Raw genomic sequence first — 15,367 nt, forward strand, 5'->3', positions numbered from 1 at the left:
GGTTCACTATGAGTGAGATCAAAATTATTAACGCCAAAAAAATCTACCACGATGTCCCTGTTATTGAGAATTTGAACATTACAATTCCAAAAGGAAGTCTCTTTACCCTTCTTGGGCCTTCAGGTTGTGGAAAAACGACTCTTCTTCGTATGATTGCAGGTTTCAACAGTATCGAAGGAGGAGAATTTTACTTCGATGATACAAAAATCAATAATATGGAACCCAGCAAACGCAATATCGGGATGGTTTTCCAAAACTACGCTATTTTCCCACATTTGACTGTCCGAGATAATGTCGCTTTTGGTCTCAAGCAAAAGAAAGTCCCTAAAGAAGAATTGGTACAACAGACCAATAAATATCTTGAACTCATGCAAATTGCTCAATATGCGGATCGAAAGCCCGATAAACTCAGTGGGGGACAACAACAACGTGTCGCCTTGGCACGTGCCTTAGCGGTTAATCCAAGTGTTCTCCTCATGGACGAGCCCCTTAGTAACCTGGATGCCAAACTTCGCTTGGATATGCGTCAAGCCATTCGAGAAATTCAACACGAAGTAGGAATTACAACCGTTTATGTAACCCACGACCAAGAAGAAGCGATGGCTATTTCAGACCAAATTGCTGTTATGAAAGATGGAGTTATCCAACAAATCGGCCGACCAAAAGAACTCTATCATAAACCAGCTAATGAATTTGTAGCAACCTTTATCGGACGCACAAATATTATTCCTGCCAATCTTGAAAAACGAAGCGACGGCGCTTATATCGTCTTTTCAGATGGCTATGCTCTTCGAATGCCGGCTCTTGATCAAGCTGAGGAACAAGCCATTCATGTAAGCATTCGTCCTGAAGAGTTTATCAAAGATGAATCTGGAGATATTGAAGGAACTATTAGCGATAGCGTCTATCTTGGACTAAATACGGAGTATTTCATCGAGACAGGTTTTGCCTCAAAAATTCAAGTTAGCGAAGAATCAACTTTTGAAGAAGATCTACAAAAAGGCGATCGTATTCGTCTACGAATCAATACTCAAAAATTAAACGTCTTTTCTGCAGATGGTTCCCAAAACCTGATAAAAGGAGTCAACCATGGAACGTAAAAAACTAAATATTTGGACAGCCTCCTCTTTCTTCATCTTTCTTACCTATCTTGTCTTTCTCGTTTATCCTATCGTTACCGTGCTCAAGCAAGCACTCATACATGAAGGACAATTCTCACTAGCTAATTTTGTCACTTTCTTTAGTAAAGCCTACTACTCTGAGACACTCGTCAACAGTTTCAAGGTTTCCATTACCGCTACTGTCACTTCCTTAGTTGTAGGAACCTTATTAGCTTATCTCTTCTCTATGTATGACTTCAAGGGGAAGAAATTTCTACAAATATTGATTATCATTGCTTCTATGTCAGCTCCTTTTGTGGGAGCCTACTCCTGGATTCTCTTGCTGGGACGAAATGGGGTCATCACTAAATTCTTGACAAATGCCCTTCATCTTCCAGCTATCGATATTTATGGATTCAAAGGAATTGTACTTGTCTTTACACTGCAACTATTCCCACTGGTATTTCTATACGTTGCTGGGACAATGAAAAGTATTGACAATTCTCTACTTGAAGCCGCTGAAAGTATGGGGTCCTTCGGATTTAAGCGTATCGTAACGGTTGTTTTACCTCTCCTAGTTCCAACCTTACTAGCTGCTGCCCTACTTGTATTTATGAGAGCATTCTCAGATTTTGGAACACCTATGTTAATTGGTGAAGGATATCGGACTTTCCCTGTTCTGATTTATACCCAATTTATTAGCGAAGTTGGAGGAAATTCTGCTTTTGCATCTGCGTTAGCAATTATGGCGATTATCATTGCCTTGGCAATTTTCCTTATCCAAAAATACATTTCAAATCGCTACAGTTTCAGCATGAATTCGCTCCATCCAATTGAGCCTAAAAAAACTACAAAAGGAAAAATGGCTGCCATTTATGCAACAGTCTACGGAATTATCTTGTTCTCTGTTCTACCTCAAGTCTACTTGATTTATACTTCTTTCCTAAAAACATCAGGTATGGTATTTGTCAAAGGCTATTCTCTCAACAGTTACAAGGTAGCTTTCAATCGTATGGGTTCTGCTATTTTCAATACCATTCGTATCCCGTTGATTGCCTTAGTTCTAGTTGTTCTATTTGCAACATTTATCTCCTACCTAGCCGTTAGAAAACGGAACTTGTTTACAAACTTAATTGACAGCCTCAGTATGGTCCCTTATATTGTACCAGGAACCGTTCTAGGGATTGCCTTCATTTCTTCTTTCAATACTGGTCTATTTGGAAGTGGATTTCTTATGATTACAGGAACAGCTTTCATCTTGATTATGTCTCTATCCGTTAGAAGATTGCCTTATACTATTCGCTCATCTGTTGCTAGTTTGCAACAAATTGCACCAAGTATTGAAGAAGCCGCTGAGAGCTTAGGAAGTAGTCGTCTCAATACCTTTGCCAAGATTACAACTCCAATGATGCTATCTGGTATTATTTCTGGAGCCATCCTATCTTGGGTCACAATGATTTCAGAACTCTCTACTTCTATCCTCCTCTACAATGTCAAAACAAGAACAATGACTGTAGCCATTTATACAGAGGTTCTCAGAGGGAATTACGGTGTAGCCGCAGCCTTGTCAACTATCCTAACTGTTCTAACAGTAGGTTCCTTGCTCTTGTTCATGAAAATTTCTAAAAGCAATAGCATTACACTTTAGTTTTCCCCATCAGAAACAGCCGAAAGGATTACCCTCGGCTGTTTTTTCTTATCTTGTTATTCCTATCAAATCCCTAGTTCATAACAAGTAAACCTAGACTGATTAAATAGAAGATTCTTCCATCTTCTCACGCCCTAATTCTCGGTAACTACGGTCGCCGACAACTTCTACGCTAAACTGACCGTCCTCATATTCAAGAATCGTCACGCTACCATTATCGAGACCATGCGGATGCATGCCATTAATTAGATACACAATGGTTCCAATGGTCATTCCGTGGCTCACGACAAGAGCATTGCCTCCACCTTGTTCTTCCATTTCTTTGACAATCGCTTCAAAACCTTCCTTGATTCTGCCACTAAGTTTTTCCCATCCTTCAGCCCAACCAGCTGTATCGACCTCTACCAAGCCCTCAGCCAGTTCAGCATAAGACAATTGGTGAACGTGGTCCACATTAAAGATACGAGGAATAATGCCCATGAAAAGATCACCGTCATAGGCTCCATCAAAACTACCAAAACACCATTCTCTGATTCGCTTGTCCATGCGATAAGGGATTTTCCCCTGCAAGCCAAGTTCATCAAGGATAATGCCCATTGTCTGAATGGTGCGACCAGAATCACTCGAATAAGCGCGCTCAAACTGCAGACCAGATTCTCGTAAACCGATTCCTAATTCTTGAATTCCTCGCTCACCTTCAGCTGTTAAGGGAGTATCGCTCCAACCTTGCGCGCGACCAATCGTGTTAAACATGGTCTTGCCATGACGTACCAAATACAATCGTACTTTTACCATTTTCCGTCCTCCGTTTGCTTCTATTATATCATGGATGATAAAACAAAAGCCACCCAGACAGGTGACTTTTGCAGGAGATTATTATGAAAAAGTTTAGGAGTTCTATTAAATAAAGATATTAGATGAAAATCAAATTCAAACTAAATCAGTGTTATCTGTTTCAAATAATATTAGGAGGTCTTTATTTAATGATTATAGTATACACAGCCAACCTTAAATAGAACTTAAAATTTCTCCTATTTTCTTAATTTTTAAAACTATGAATTGGTGCTGGGATTTGTCCTCCACGAGAGATGAAATCGACAGACGAAGCCCCATTGACCTTCATAACAGGTGCAGTACCTAATAGGCCACCAAATTCAATCATATCGCCTTCTTTTCCTTTTGGAATGATACGAACAGCTGTTGTTTTCATGTTAATGACACCAATTGCAGCCTCATCCGCAATCATAGCTGCAATGGTTTCAGCAGGTGTATCCTCCGGAATGGCAATCATATCCAAACCAACGGAACAGATAGCCGTCATGGCCTCTAGTTTTTCTAAATTAAGAGAACCATTTTGCACTGCAGCAATCATTCCTTCATCCTCTGAAACAGGGATAAAGGCACCAGACAAACCACCGACTTGGTTGCAGGCCATCACTCCGCCCTTCTTAACTTGGTCATTCAAGAGAGCCAAGGCAGCCGTCGTCCCGTGTGTTCCAACTGTCTCAAGTCCCATTTCCTCAAGCACCCGTGCCACAGAATCTCCAACCGCAGGAGTTGGCGCCAAACTCAAGTCCACAATACCAAACTCCACACCCAGTCTCTCACTGGCCATTTGACCAACCAATTGACCGATACGAGTGATTTTAAAGGCAGTTTTCTTAACTGTTTCGGCTACTACATCAAAGCTCTGTCCACGAACTTTTTCCAAGGCACGTTTCACCACACCAGGACCTGAAACTCCGACATTGATGATAACATCTGCCTCCCCAACACCATGGAAGGCACCTGCCATAAATGGATTGTCCTCAACAGCATTAGCGAATACAACCAACTTAGCTGCCCCCATATCAGATAAATTAGCCGTTTCCTTGATAACTCGTCCCATATCTGCGACAGCCGTCATATTGATACCAGACTTGGTTGAGCCGATATTGACTGACGAGCAGACCTTGTCCGTTTCAGCCAAAGCACGAGGAATAGAATTGATAAGAATCTCATCTCCCTTTTGGTACCCCTTTTGTACCAAGGCAGAGAAACCACCAATAAAATCCACACCGATTTCTTTCGCAGCCTTATCAAGCGCTTTTGCCAGAACCACGTAGTCCGTCGCATCTGTCGCTGCCCCAATCAGAGAAATAGGAGTCACCGATACACGCTTATTAACGATAGGAATTCCCAACTCAGCTGCAATCTCATCGCCAATAGACACTAAATTAGCCGCCTTGGTCGTAATCTTTTGATAAACTTTGTCCGCAGCACGATTGATATCCGGATCAATACAGTCCAAAAGAGAAATCCCCATGGTAATAGTTCTGATATCGAAGTTTTGCTCCTCAATCATGGCAATGGTTTCAGTAACTTGTCTAATATCCATGTGCACCTCCTAGATATTATACATAGCTTCGAAAATCGCTGCACTCTGAATATTGATTTTTACATTCAAAGTTTGCCCAAAAGCTTCAAATTCATTACGAAGATAGGTAAAATCTTGTTTTTCATCACTAGAAACGACAGCCATCATCGTGAAATATTCATCCAAGACAGTTTGAGAGATATCATCAATATTCAAACCCAATTCTGCAATTTTTCCAGAAACACCTGCAACAATTCCAGATTTATCTTTACCAACAACAGTTATAATCGCTTTCATAAGCAAACTCCAATTCTTCTTTTAATTAGGAAACCTGAACATTAAACAGGATTCTTTTCAAATAGTATAGCATAATTCTAACTAAAATACTCAAAAACGCCTGCTTACGAAGTTGTTCTTAAGAAAAAAACAATTTCGTAAACAAGCGTCTACTATCTCAACTTATGATGAGTGTTCCCGCTAGGACCGAAATCCTAGCGGTAGACCAGAGCTAGACTAAGAGCACAAGACTCCATCATCATAACACTCAACAAAATTGATGATTTTATACTAATTCGATGATCGCCATTGGCGCTGCATCACCACGACGTGGTTCAGTTTTAAGGATACGAGTGTATCCACCGTTACGTTCAGCATAACGAGGTGCGATTTCTGAGAACAATTTTTGAAGTGCTGTAGTAGAAGTGTACTTATCAGTTGCTTCATCATAGTTTTCAGATGCGATTTCATTACGTACGAAAGCAGCTGCTTGACGACGTGCATGCAAATCACCACGTTTACCTAGAGTAATCATTTTTTCAACAGTTTTACGGATTTCTTTAGCACGAGCTTCAGTTGTCACGATTGATTCGTTGATCAAAAGGTCAGTTGTCAAATCGCGAAGCATTGCTTTACGTTGTGAGCTAGTGCGTCCTAGTTTACGGTAAGCCATGTATTCCTCCTTTATTTATCTTTTAATCCAAGACCCAAATCAATGAGTTTGAGTTTCACTTCTTCCAAACTCTTGCGTCCAAGATTTCGTACTTTCATCATCTCTGCTTCAGATTTTTCTGTCAAATCATGCACAGTATTGATACCGGCACGTTTCAAACAGTTGTATGAACGCACAGACAAGTCCAGTTCCTCAATCGTACGATCCAAAATACGGTCGTCAGATTCAGTGTCAGCTTCTTTCATCACTTCAGTTGACTTAGCAATCTCAGTAAGATTTGTAAACAAATCAAGATGTTCTGTCAAAATACGTGCTGAAAGCCCTAAAGCATCTTCTGGAATAATTGTTCCATTTGTTAAGATTTCAAGGGTTAATTTGTCAAATCCATCATTGCTACCTACACGAGCAGGTTCCACTTGATAGTTGACTTTTGTAACTGGTGTATAAATAGAATCTACAGCAAGTGTTCCAACTGGTGCATTATCTTTTTTATTTTCATCAGCAGGTACATATCCACGACCACTGTTAACAGTCATAGTCGCTTTTAGGGAAGAACCTTCACCGATTGTAAAGAGATAATGATCTGGATTTACAATTTCAATATCGCTATCTGTCAAAATGTCACCAGCTGTTACTTCAGCAGGACCTTCAACATCTAGTTCGATGATTTTTTCGTCTTCAACGTACGATTTCACTGCAATTCCTTTAATGTTCAGAATGATTTGCATCACGTCTTCACGAACACCTGGAACTGTGTCAAACTCATGTAACACACCATCAATATTGATAGATGTCACAGCTGCTCCTGGTAGAGAAGCTAGAAGTACACGACGAAGAGAGTTACCAAGAGTTGTACCGTAGCCACGTTCAAGTGGTTCGATTACAAACTTGCCATAATCTTTATTTTCATCAATTTTTGTTATATTTGGTTTTTCAAACTCGATCATTTAGTTACTCCCTCTTAAACGAAAAGCAGTGTAATGCGATGATTATACACGGCGACGTTTTGGAGGACGAGCACCATTGTGTGGCACTGGAGTCACATCACGAATTGCTGTTACTTCAAGACCAGCGGCAGCAAGCGCACGAATAGCTGACTCACGACCAGAACCTGGACCTTTTACAGTAACTTCAACTGATTTAAGACCGTGTTCTTGTGCAGATTTAGCAGCAGCTTCAGAAGCCATTTGAGCAGCGAATGGTGTAGATTTACGAGAACCTTTGAAACCAAGAGCACCAGCTGATGACCAAGCAATTGCATTACCATGCACATCAGTAATCATAACAATAGTGTTATTAAATGTAGCGTGAATATGAGCAATACCAGATTCGATATTCTTTTTCACACGACGTTTACGTGTTGGTTTAGCCAAGACTTTTACCTCCTATATTATTTTTTCTTACCAGCGATCGCGACAGCTTTACCTTTACGAGTGCGAGCGTTGTTTTTAGTGTTTTGTCCACGGACAGGAAGTCCACGACGGTGACGGATACCACGGTATGAACCGATTTCCATCAAACGTTTGATGTTCAAGTTTACTTCACGACGAAGGTCACCTTCAACTTTGATTGCATCCACTTCACGACGGATAGCATCTTCTTGATCTGATGTAAGATCACGTACACGAACATCTTCTGAGATTCCAGCAGCAGCCAAAATTTTCTTAGATGTTGCAAGTCCGATACCATAAACATAAGTCAATGAGATTACTACGCGTTTGTCATTTGGAATGTCAACTCCAGCAATACGAGCCATGTTTTCTCCTTTCTATCTTATCCTTGACGTTGTTTGTGTTTTGGATTTGCTGGGCAAATTACCATAACACGACCATTACGACGAATAACTTTACAGTATTCGCAAATTGGTTTGACCGATGGTCTTACTTTCATTTCTTATCCCTCCAAGTTTTTCGATTATTTAAAGCGGTAAGTGATACGTCCACGTGTCAAGTCATATGGACTCATTTCGACAGTAACACGATCTCCCGCTAAAATACGAATATAGTTTTTACGAATTTTACCAGAAACTGTTGCTAAAATCTGATGTCCATTTTCAAGTTCAACCGTAAACATTGCATTCGGCATTGTATCAACTACTTTGCCTTCAACTTCAATCACATCGTCTTTTGCCACGCAAAAGCACCTCCATAAATTTCGATTCGATGCCTCTAGACACAGAGACAACAATTATAAGTCAGACTATTTCAGTATAACATTTGTAGCGGATTTTTGCAAGTGTGAAAAACGCTTTATTTCAAATTTGTCAATACTTTTTCGATATCTGAGAAGACATCATTGATATCTTGGTTACCTTCGATGTCATGAACCAAACCTTTGGCACGGTAGTGAGCAATGATTGGTTCCCCTTGAGCAATATTCACATCCAAACGACGTTTTACTGTCTCAGGCTTATCATCTTCACGTTGGTAGTAATCTTCTTCTTTATAGTCAACTGGTGGGTTAAAGACCTTGTGGAAAGTTTCTCCAGTTACGCGGTGGATGATACGGCCACTCAAACGTTCCAAGAGGCTGTCAGGGTTCACTTCAATATTGATAACACCTTCTAGTTCAATGCCAAGTTCAGCCAATGTTTTGTCCAAGGCATGAGCTTGTTCGATCGTACGTGGGTAACCATCCAACAAGAATCCTGTTTCTTTAATATCATCTTGTGAAAGACGTTCTTTTACGATCCCATTTGTAACTTCGTCAGGAACCAATTCACCCTTGTCAATGTATGACTTAGCAAGAACACCCATTTCAGTTTGATTTGCCATAGCAGCACGGAACATATCACCTGTTGAGATATGTGCAACATGGAATTGTTCTACGATTTTTGCTGCTTGAGTTCCCTTACCTGCACCAGGTAAGCCCATAATCAAAAGATTCATGATTTGATCTCCTTATTTTATTTTTAAATAGAAGCAAAAAGACTTTTTACCCCTATTTAAAAACAAAATAGAAGAGGGGAGACCAAACTCTCACTAATGTTAGAGTTAAACCTCCACTCCCTCAGCATTTACTGATTCATACTCAATGAAAATCAAAGAGCAAACTAGGAAGCTAGCCGCAGGCTGTACTTGAGTACGGCAAGGTGAAGCTGACGTGGTTTGAATTTGATTTTCGAAGAGTATCAGTAAATACTTTTATTCTGTTCTATCCATGAAACCAACATACTTACGTTTCAATAGATAACCTTCCAATTGTTTGATTCCTTCAATACCTGTAGAGATAATGATCAAAAGACTTGTTCCTCCAAAAGCAACTGCTTCTGAAAGTCCAAAAACATCTTTTGCTACGATCGGTAAAATAGAAATCACACCAAGGAAGAGAGAACCAACAGTTGCAAGACGACGAAGAAGTTTAGACATATATTCTTCTGTACCTTTACCAGGACGAACTCCGTGGATATAGGCACCGCTCTTTTGTAGGTTTTCTGCCGCTTTTTCAGGATTAATCTGTACAAACGTATAGAAGAATGTAAAGAGAATAATCAATAAAGCATACATGGCAATACCAGTTGGTGAAGTTGTTGCCAGCATTTCTTGTGCTGTTCTTACCCAAGCCCAATCATGACCTGTAGCGCTCAAAAACTGAAGAATAGCCGCAGGCGCTGCAGTAATCGAACTTGCAAAGATAACAGGGATAACTCCAGCAGGGTTTACCTTCAAAGGAAGGTAAGAGCTAGATGGAGCACCTTGTGCAACCTTAGTATATTGGATTGGAATTTTGTATTCTGCTTGTTGAACATAGGTTGTAAAATAAATGATCAACAATACAGTAATAATCAAAATGATTACGAAAATGATAGATGAGTTGATACGGCTACTTGGGACGTTCACAAAGTAGTCCACATAGATGCCCTGAATCATCTCTGGAATTGATGCAACAATCCCGGCAAAGATAATCATAGAAACACCATTTCCGTATCCCTTATCTGTAATTTGCTCTCCCAACCAAGTCACAATCATACTACCAGCTGTTAAGATGATACCAATCATGATAAAGACTTGTGGAGTAAGAGCTGTTTTCAACAATTGAGCTCCAGCCAAAGTATTAAAACCAGCTGTAATCCCGATAGATTGCACAAAGGCTAGAACAAGAGCAATATAACGAGTAGCTTGATTTAATTTTCTTCGACCTACTTCCCCTTGTTTACCCCACTCTACAAACTTGGGTAAAATATCCATTTGCAAGAGTTGGACAACGATAGAGGCCGTAATATAAGGGCTAACACCAAGAGCAAAAACTGAGAAGTTTTTCATAGCATTCCCTGAGACCAAGCTCAACATGTTTAAGAAGGATAATCCACTTAAAGCATTCAAGCTATTGGCATTCACACCAGGAACTGTAATACTAGTTCCGATACGAAAGACCAAAACGATAAAAATTGTAAATAAAATTTTTGATCGAACCTGCTTAACTTTAAGAGCTTCTCTTAATAATTTAAAAAACATAGGTCACCTCTCTTAGATGACTTCTACTGAACCACCTTTAGCAGTGATAGCTTCTTCAGCTGATTTAGAGAATTTAGCTGCTTTCACAGTCAATTTCTTAGTCAACTCACCGTTACCAAGAATTTTAATACCTGATTTTTCAGCTTTAACAATTCCTGCTTCGATAAGAACAACTGGAGTAACTTCAGCACCATCTTCAAAGACGTTCAATTGGTCAAGGTTCACAATTGCGTATTCTTTAGCGTTGATGTTAGTGAATCCACGTTTTGGAAGACGACGGAACAATGGAGTTTGTCCACCTTCAAAACCAAGGCGAACTCCGCCACCGCTACGAGCTTTTTGACCTTTTTGACCACGACCAGATGTTTTACCGTTACCTGATGAAGTACCACGACCAACGCGGTTACGTACTTTACGAGAACCTTCTGCAGGTTTCAATTCATGAAGTTTCATTTTTATTTTCTCCTCTTTTGTAAAATGCTAGCGCCGATAAGGGAGAAAAGGTTGTCTCCCCCATCAACTCGCCTATACGACGTCATCATAGATGACTATATCTAGTTTTAGGGGATGGTATAGTGCACATCCCCTAAAAATTCATTAGTTTACTTCTTCAACTGTTACCAAGTGAGATACTGCTGTGATCATACCACGGATAGCAGCGTTGTCTTCTTTAATAACAGAGCTGTTCAATTTGCCAAGTCCAAGTGCTACAACAGTTTTACGTTGTGATGGAATGCGTCCGATTGGAGACTTAGTCAAAGTAATTTTAATTTGAGCCATTTTATCCCCTTTCTTATGCCAAATCAGAAACTGAAATACCACGAAGGGCAGCAACTTCTTCAGCGCGTTTCAATTGTTTCAAACCTTCAACAGTTGCACGAACAATGTTGATTGGAGTGTTAGAACCAAGTGATTTAGATGTAATATCTGCCACACCTGCCAATTCCACAACGGCACGAACTGCACCACCAGCGGCAACTCCAGAACCTTCTACAGCAGGTTTCAACAATACTTTAGCTCCACCGAATTCTGAAAGAACTTCGTGTGGGATTGTTGTTCCAACCATAGGAACTTCGATCAAGTTTTTCTTAGCATCATCTACTGCTTTACGGATTGCTTCTGGAACTTCTTGAGCTTTACCAGTACCAAATCCTACGCGACCGTTGTGGTCACCAACAACAACAAGAGCTGCGAAACGAAGACGACGTCCACCTTTAACAACTTTTGTAACACGGTTGACAGCAACTACGCGTTCTTCTAATTCAACTGCATTGTCTTTAAATGCCATTTTCTAGTGTCCTCCTATTAGAATTTCAATCCGTTTTCACGAGCTGCATCAGCCAAAGCTTTCACACGTCCGTGATATAGATATCCACCGCGGTCGAACACCACTTCTGAAATACCTTTAGCGTTTGCACGTTCTGCAACGAGTTTACCGACAGCAACGGCTTGTTCAGTTTTAGTTCCTTTTGAAACTTCTTTGTCAAGAGTTGAAGCACTTGCGAGCGTTACACCCGCTACGTCATCAATCACTTGAGCGTAGATGCCTGTATTAGAACGGAATACGTTCAAACGTGGGCGATCAGCAGTTCCAGAGAGTTTTCCGCGAACGCGACGGTGGCGTTTTTGGCGGAGTTTGTTTTTATCTGGTTTTGAAATCACAGTTTTCACCTCTTTAGTTTTAAATCGTGTGCTATGCACAAAGTTGGAAAATAGGTTGATGGTTGAGATTCAACCACTCAACATTATTTACCTGTTTTACCTTCTTTACGGCGAACGAATTCACCAACGTAACGGATACCTTTACCTTTATATGGTTCTGGTGAACGAAGGCTACGTACGTAAGCAGCTGTTTGACCAACCACTTCTTTTGAAATTCCGCTAACAACGATTGTTGTTGGGTTTGGAAGTTCAAAAGTAATTCCTTCTGGAGCTTCAACTTCATCTGGATGTGATTTACCAACAGCCAAAACAAGTTTAGATCCTTGAAGTTGTGCACGGTAACCAACCCCGCGCATTTCAAGTTCTTTCTTGAATCCTTCTGATACACCAATAACCATGTTGTTCAAAAGGGCACGAGTAGTTCCGTGGATAGTTTTCATTTCTTTTGAATCGTTTGGACGGTGAAGAGTTACTTCTGTACCTTCCACACGGATTTCAATATCTTTTGAGAACTCACGAGTAAGTTCTCCTTTAGGTCCTTTTACAGTTACAACGTTGTCATTGTTAGTGATTTCAACACCAGCAGGCAACACGATAACTTTATTACCAATACGTGACATGTTTATTTTCTCCTGTTAAATTGTCAGGCCAGAAAGGCCAGTTTTCACGGGGGTCAATCGATTTCTCGATTTAAAGGAACATTTAGGTTTCAATTTCAAAGTGAATCTAGGCATCGTCTCGCAGGCATAACTTTGGGTTAGGCAAGAGACGATAACGAAGAGTCACAAAGAAATTGGGAGCTAAATATTACCAAACGTAAGCGATAACTTCTCCACCAACATTCTTTTGGCGTGCTTCTTTATCAGTAAGCAAACCTTCAGAAGTTGAAAGGATAGCAATTCCAAGTCCATTAAGAACTTTTGGAAGGTCTTCACGTTTTTTGTAGACACGAAGTCCTGGTTTAGAAACACGTTTCAAATTAGTGATAACTTTTTCACCGTTTGGTCCGTATTTAAGAAATACACGGATGATGCCTTGTTTGTCATCTTCGATGATTTCAACGTTTTTTACAAAACCTTCGCGTTTAAGGATTTCAGCAATCCCTTTTTTGATATTAGATGCAGGTACTTCAAGTACTTCGTGTTTAGCTTGGTTAGCGTTACGAATACGAGTTAGGAAGTCTGCGATTGGGTCAGTCATAACCATTTTGTTTTTCTCCTCTTACTAGTAGTTTGCAAGTTGCACTTGCTAGTTAATGATTGAGCTAGGCTCAGAATATGTTTCTAGGTTTCAATTCCTAAGTGAGTCTAGGCATCTGCTTGCAGGCATAACTTGAGTTAGGCAAAAGCAGATAACGACGAATCACGACGGGGTTGAAAGCTAGAATTACCAAGATGCTTTTGTTACACCAGGAATTTGTCCTTTGTAAGCTAATTCACGGAAGCAAACACGGCAAAGTTTAAATTTGCGGTAAACTGAATGTGGACGACCACATTTTTCACAACGAGTATAAGCTTGAGTAGAGAACTTCGCTGGACGTTTGTTCTTAGCAATCATTGATTTTTTAGCCATTAGATTTACCTCCTATATTATTTTGCAAAAGGCATTCCAAGGCCTGTAAGCAATGCACGTGACTCTTCGTCAGTGTTAGCAGTTGTTACGATAACGATGTCAAGACCACGAGTTTTGTCAACGTCATCGAAGTTGATTTCTGGGAAGATCAATTGTTCTTTCACACCAAGTGTGTAGTTTCCGCGTCCGTCAAATGATTTTGTTGGAACACCGTGGAAGTCACGTACACGCGGAAGTGAAACTGAAACTAATTTATCCAAGAATTCGTACATACGTTCACCACGAAGGGTAACTTTTGCACCAATCGCAACACCTTCACGAAGACGGAAGCCGGCGATTGATTTTTTAGCTTTAGTGATAAGTGGTTTTTGACCTGAGATAAGCGCCAATTCTTCAGCAGCTTTTTCAAGGCTTTTAGCGTTTGATACAGCTTCACCAACACCCATGTTCAAAACGATCTTATCTACTTTAGGCACAGCCATCACTGATGAGTAGTTGAATTGTTCTGTCAAAGCAGGAACTACTTCATTAAGATATTTTTCTTTTAAACGATTTGCCATTATACTTCTCCTTTCCTTCGTGATTAATCAAGCACTTCGCCTGATTTTTTGTTGTAGCGAACTTTTTTACCGTCTACAAATTTGTAACCAACACGACCAGCTACACCATTTTTGTCCAATACTTGAACGTTTGATACGTGGATAGCTGCTTCTTTCTCGATGATACCACCTTGAGGAAGCTCATTAGTTGGACGTTGGTGTTTCTTAACGATGTTAACACCTTCAACGATAACTTTGTTTACTTTTGGAAGGGCAGTAAGGACAACAGCTTCTGTTCCCTTATCTTTACCAGCGATTACGCGAACTTTGTCGCCTTTTTTTACAAACATTAGGTTTCTCCTTGATTTTTCTTACGCCCATAAGGGCACCCTAGCTTAAAGCTAGGGGACTAGTTTGTTTCTAAAAATTAAAGTACTTCTGGAGCAAGTGACACGATCTTCATGAAGCCACCTTCACGCAATTCACGTGCAACTGGGCCAAAGATACGTGTTCCGCGAGGAGTTTTGTCTTCACGGATGATAACTGCTGCGTTTTCGTCAAATTTGATGTATGAACCATCAGCACGACGAGCACCTGATTTAGTACGAACGATAACTGCTTTAACAACGTCACCTTTTTTAACCGCACCACCAGGAGTAGCTTGTTTTACAGATGCCACGATAACATCACCGATGTTTGCAAATTTACGTCCTGAACCACCAAGAACTTTGATAGTCAAGATTTCGCGAGCACCGCTGTTGTCTGCGACTTTCAAACGAGTTTCTGTTTGAATCATTTCAGTTTTCTCCTTTCAGGTTTGATTAGATGATGACCGCTTCTTCAACGACTTCTACAAGACGGAAACGTTTTGTAGCTGAAAGCGGACGAGTTTCCATGATACGTACGATATCGCCTTCTTTGGCAACATTGTTTTCATCATGAGCTTTGTATTTTTTAGAGTAGTTAATACGTTTACCATAGACTGGGTGGTTACGTTTTGTTTCAACTACAACTGTGATTGTCTTGTCCATTTTGTCAGATACAACACGTCCAACAAGAACTTTACGATTATTGCGTTCCATTGAAA

General features: G+C 40.3%; 24 protein-coding genes. 2 read left to right on the forward strand and 22 right to left on the reverse strand.

Annotation, left to right across the window (positions count from 1 at the left end):
* Positions 1 to 8: 8 nt before the first annotated feature.
* Positions 9 to 1,100, forward strand: coding sequence for an ABC transporter ATP-binding protein (locus ACLNCW_RS06365; RefSeq protein ID WP_033685580.1), 1,092 nt, complete (start codon positions 9 to 11; stop codon positions 1,098 to 1,100).
* Positions 1,090 to 2,748, forward strand: a complete 1,659-nt coding sequence (locus ACLNCW_RS06370) for an ABC transporter permease (RefSeq protein ID WP_049531816.1) — start codon at positions 1,090 to 1,092, stop codon at positions 2,746 to 2,748. The genes ACLNCW_RS06365 and ACLNCW_RS06370 overlap by 11 nt, the downstream gene beginning before the upstream one ends.
* 102 nt (positions 2,749 to 2,850) lie before the next feature.
* On the opposite strand, the gene ACLNCW_RS06375 is transcribed toward ACLNCW_RS06370, so the two are convergent.
* The 22 genes from ACLNCW_RS06375 to rpsQ form a co-directional block, all read right to left on the reverse strand.
* Positions 2,851 to 3,543, reverse strand: a complete 693-nt coding sequence (locus ACLNCW_RS06375) for a histidine phosphatase family protein (RefSeq protein ID WP_424845594.1) — start codon at positions 3,541 to 3,543, stop codon at positions 2,851 to 2,853.
* Positions 3,544 to 3,787: 244 nt separating this feature from the next.
* Positions 3,788 to 5,125, reverse strand: coding sequence for a PFL family protein (locus ACLNCW_RS06380; protein WP_424845596.1), 1,338 nt, complete (start codon positions 5,123 to 5,125; stop codon positions 3,788 to 3,790).
* A gap of 9 nt (positions 5,126 to 5,134) precedes the next feature.
* Positions 5,135 to 5,401 (reverse strand): ACT domain-containing protein, encoded by a 267-nt coding sequence (locus tag ACLNCW_RS06385; protein ID WP_000644124.1) that lies wholly within the window; start codon positions 5,399 to 5,401, stop codon positions 5,135 to 5,137.
* Between the two features lie 265 nt (positions 5,402 to 5,666).
* A complete protein-coding gene (rplQ, locus tag ACLNCW_RS06390) occupies positions 5,667 to 6,053 on the reverse strand; it encodes a 50S ribosomal protein L17 (RefSeq protein WP_000331493.1) in 387 nt (128 codons plus the stop codon).
* Between the two features lie 11 nt (positions 6,054 to 6,064).
* Positions 6,065 to 7,000, reverse strand: coding sequence for a DNA-directed RNA polymerase subunit alpha (locus tag ACLNCW_RS06395; protein WP_000568988.1), 936 nt, complete (start codon positions 6,998 to 7,000; stop codon positions 6,065 to 6,067).
* Positions 7,001 to 7,042: 42 nt separating this feature from the next.
* Complete coding sequence (gene rpsK / locus ACLNCW_RS06400; RefSeq protein WP_001118385.1) at positions 7,043 to 7,426, reverse strand: 30S ribosomal protein S11; 384 nt, start codon at positions 7,424 to 7,426, stop codon at positions 7,043 to 7,045.
* Between the two features lie 17 nt (positions 7,427 to 7,443).
* A complete protein-coding gene (rpsM, locus tag ACLNCW_RS06405; protein ID WP_000090781.1) occupies positions 7,444 to 7,809 on the reverse strand; it encodes a 30S ribosomal protein S13 in 366 nt (121 codons plus the stop codon).
* A 17-nt stretch (positions 7,810 to 7,826) separates the two neighbouring features.
* A complete protein-coding gene (rpmJ, locus tag ACLNCW_RS06410; RefSeq protein ID WP_001808836.1) occupies positions 7,827 to 7,943 on the reverse strand; it encodes a 50S ribosomal protein L36 in 117 nt (38 codons plus the stop codon).
* A 24-nt stretch (positions 7,944 to 7,967) separates the two neighbouring features.
* Positions 7,968 to 8,186 carry a translation initiation factor IF-1 gene (gene infA, locus ACLNCW_RS06415; RefSeq protein WP_001029883.1) on the reverse strand — a complete coding sequence of 73 codons (219 nt, stop codon included), beginning with the start codon at positions 8,184 to 8,186 and terminating at the stop codon, positions 7,968 to 7,970.
* A gap of 116 nt (positions 8,187 to 8,302) precedes the next feature.
* Positions 8,303 to 8,941 (reverse strand): adenylate kinase, encoded by a 639-nt coding sequence (locus ACLNCW_RS06420; protein ID WP_001050436.1) that lies wholly within the window; start codon positions 8,939 to 8,941, stop codon positions 8,303 to 8,305.
* A gap of 255 nt (positions 8,942 to 9,196) precedes the next feature.
* Positions 9,197 to 10,507, reverse strand: a complete 1,311-nt coding sequence (gene secY, locus ACLNCW_RS06425; protein WP_000465403.1) for a preprotein translocase subunit SecY — start codon at positions 10,505 to 10,507, stop codon at positions 9,197 to 9,199.
* A gap of 12 nt (positions 10,508 to 10,519) precedes the next feature.
* Entirely contained in the window at positions 10,520 to 10,960 is a 441-nt protein-coding gene (gene rplO, locus ACLNCW_RS06430; protein WP_000766087.1) for a 50S ribosomal protein L15, read from the reverse strand.
* 144 nt (positions 10,961 to 11,104) lie between these two features.
* On the reverse strand, positions 11,105 to 11,287 hold the full coding sequence (gene rpmD / locus ACLNCW_RS06435; RefSeq protein WP_000057241.1) for a 50S ribosomal protein L30: 183 nt from the start codon (positions 11,285 to 11,287) through the stop codon (positions 11,105 to 11,107).
* 13 nt (positions 11,288 to 11,300) lie between these two features.
* A complete protein-coding gene (gene rpsE / locus ACLNCW_RS06440) occupies positions 11,301 to 11,795 on the reverse strand; it encodes a 30S ribosomal protein S5 (RefSeq protein WP_000874202.1) in 495 nt (164 codons plus the stop codon).
* 17 nt (positions 11,796 to 11,812) lie between these two features.
* Positions 11,813 to 12,169 carry a 50S ribosomal protein L18 gene (rplR, locus tag ACLNCW_RS06445; RefSeq protein WP_000624044.1) on the reverse strand — a complete coding sequence of 119 codons (357 nt, stop codon included), beginning with the start codon at positions 12,167 to 12,169 and terminating at the stop codon, positions 11,813 to 11,815.
* A gap of 83 nt (positions 12,170 to 12,252) precedes the next feature.
* Positions 12,253 to 12,789: a 50S ribosomal protein L6 gene (gene rplF, locus ACLNCW_RS06450; RefSeq protein ID WP_000086624.1), complete on the reverse strand. Its 537-nt coding sequence runs from the start codon at positions 12,787 to 12,789 to the stop codon at positions 12,253 to 12,255.
* A gap of 187 nt (positions 12,790 to 12,976) precedes the next feature.
* The gene (gene rpsH / locus ACLNCW_RS06455; RefSeq protein ID WP_000245504.1) at positions 12,977 to 13,375 is read right to left on the reverse strand and encodes a 30S ribosomal protein S8; all 399 of its coding nucleotides are present in this window, start codon (positions 13,373 to 13,375) and stop codon (positions 12,977 to 12,979) included.
* A gap of 180 nt (positions 13,376 to 13,555) precedes the next feature.
* The gene (locus ACLNCW_RS06460) at positions 13,556 to 13,741 is read right to left on the reverse strand and encodes a type Z 30S ribosomal protein S14 (protein WP_001085697.1); all 186 of its coding nucleotides are present in this window, start codon (positions 13,739 to 13,741) and stop codon (positions 13,556 to 13,558) included.
* Positions 13,742 to 13,758: 17 nt separating this feature from the next.
* Complete coding sequence (gene rplE / locus ACLNCW_RS06465) at positions 13,759 to 14,301, reverse strand: 50S ribosomal protein L5 (protein ID WP_000013542.1); 543 nt, start codon at positions 14,299 to 14,301, stop codon at positions 13,759 to 13,761.
* A 23-nt stretch (positions 14,302 to 14,324) separates the two neighbouring features.
* The gene (gene rplX / locus ACLNCW_RS06470) at positions 14,325 to 14,630 is read right to left on the reverse strand and encodes a 50S ribosomal protein L24 (RefSeq protein WP_000497691.1); all 306 of its coding nucleotides are present in this window, start codon (positions 14,628 to 14,630) and stop codon (positions 14,325 to 14,327) included.
* Between the two features lie 77 nt (positions 14,631 to 14,707).
* Positions 14,708 to 15,076 carry a 50S ribosomal protein L14 gene (gene rplN / locus ACLNCW_RS06475; protein WP_000616545.1) on the reverse strand — a complete coding sequence of 123 codons (369 nt, stop codon included), beginning with the start codon at positions 15,074 to 15,076 and terminating at the stop codon, positions 14,708 to 14,710.
* 25 nt (positions 15,077 to 15,101) lie between these two features.
* Entirely contained in the window at positions 15,102 to 15,362 is a 261-nt protein-coding gene (gene rpsQ / locus ACLNCW_RS06480) for a 30S ribosomal protein S17 (RefSeq protein WP_000440801.1), read from the reverse strand.
* Positions 15,363 to 15,367: the final 5 nt, after the last annotated feature.

Source organism: Streptococcus sp. CL6.22 (assembly GCF_049738055.1).
Classification (GTDB): Bacteria; Bacillota; Bacilli; order Lactobacillales; family Streptococcaceae; genus Streptococcus; species Streptococcus mitis_DJ.

What these genes read in the sequence shown, in the direction of transcription:
- rpmJ (WP_001808836.1), bottom strand. Translation starts at nt 7,943, where the DNA reads ATGAAAGTAAGACCATCGGTCAAACCAATTTGCGAATACTGTAAAGTT.
- ACLNCW_RS06380 (WP_424845596.1), bottom strand. Translation starts at nt 5,125, where the DNA reads ATGGATATTAGACAAGTTACTGAAACCATTGCCATGATTGAGGAGCAA.
- rplE (WP_000013542.1), bottom strand. Translation starts at nt 14,301, where the DNA reads ATGGCAAATCGTTTAAAAGAAAAATATCTTAATGAAGTAGTTCCTGCT.
- rpsH (WP_000245504.1), bottom strand. Translation starts at nt 13,375, where the DNA reads ATGGTTATGACTGACCCAATCGCAGACTTCCTAACTCGTATTCGTAAC.
- rpsM (WP_000090781.1), bottom strand. Translation starts at nt 7,809, where the DNA reads ATGGCTCGTATTGCTGGAGTTGACATTCCAAATGACAAACGCGTAGTA.
- rpsE (WP_000874202.1), bottom strand. Translation starts at nt 11,795, where the DNA reads ATGGCATTTAAAGACAATGCAGTTGAATTAGAAGAACGCGTAGTTGCT.
- ACLNCW_RS06370 (WP_049531816.1), top strand. Translation starts at nt 1,090, where the DNA reads ATGGAACGTAAAAAACTAAATATTTGGACAGCCTCCTCTTTCTTCATC.
- rpmD (WP_000057241.1), bottom strand. Translation starts at nt 11,287, where the DNA reads ATGGCTCAAATTAAAATTACTTTGACTAAGTCTCCAATCGGACGCATT.
- ACLNCW_RS06420 (WP_001050436.1), bottom strand. Translation starts at nt 8,941, where the DNA reads ATGAATCTTTTGATTATGGGCTTACCTGGTGCAGGTAAGGGAACTCAA.
- rplX (WP_000497691.1), bottom strand. Translation starts at nt 14,630, where the DNA reads ATGTTTGTAAAAAAAGGCGACAAAGTTCGCGTAATCGCTGGTAAAGAT.
- ACLNCW_RS06460 (WP_001085697.1), bottom strand. Translation starts at nt 13,741, where the DNA reads ATGGCTAAAAAATCAATGATTGCTAAGAACAAACGTCCAGCGAAGTTC.
- rplO (WP_000766087.1), bottom strand. Translation starts at nt 10,960, where the DNA reads ATGAAACTTCATGAATTGAAACCTGCAGAAGGTTCTCGTAAAGTACGT.
- ACLNCW_RS06365 (WP_033685580.1), top strand. Translation starts at nt 9, where the DNA reads ATGAGTGAGATCAAAATTATTAACGCCAAAAAAATCTACCACGATGTC.
- ACLNCW_RS06375 (WP_424845594.1), bottom strand. Translation starts at nt 3,543, where the DNA reads ATGGTAAAAGTACGATTGTATTTGGTACGTCATGGCAAGACCATGTTT.
- ACLNCW_RS06395 (WP_000568988.1), bottom strand. Translation starts at nt 7,000, where the DNA reads ATGATCGAGTTTGAAAAACCAAATATAACAAAAATTGATGAAAATAAA.
- rplF (WP_000086624.1), bottom strand. Translation starts at nt 12,789, where the DNA reads ATGTCACGTATTGGTAATAAAGTTATCGTGTTGCCTGCTGGTGTTGAA.
- rplN (WP_000616545.1), bottom strand. Translation starts at nt 15,076, where the DNA reads ATGATTCAAACAGAAACTCGTTTGAAAGTCGCAGACAACAGCGGTGCT.
- secY (WP_000465403.1), bottom strand. Translation starts at nt 10,507, where the DNA reads ATGTTTTTTAAATTATTAAGAGAAGCTCTTAAAGTTAAGCAGGTTCGA.
- rpsQ (WP_000440801.1), bottom strand. Translation starts at nt 15,362, where the DNA reads ATGGAACGCAATAATCGTAAAGTTCTTGTTGGACGTGTTGTATCTGAC.
- rplQ (WP_000331493.1), bottom strand. Translation starts at nt 6,053, where the DNA reads ATGGCTTACCGTAAACTAGGACGCACTAGCTCACAACGTAAAGCAATG.
- ACLNCW_RS06385 (WP_000644124.1), bottom strand. Translation starts at nt 5,401, where the DNA reads ATGAAAGCGATTATAACTGTTGTTGGTAAAGATAAATCTGGAATTGTT.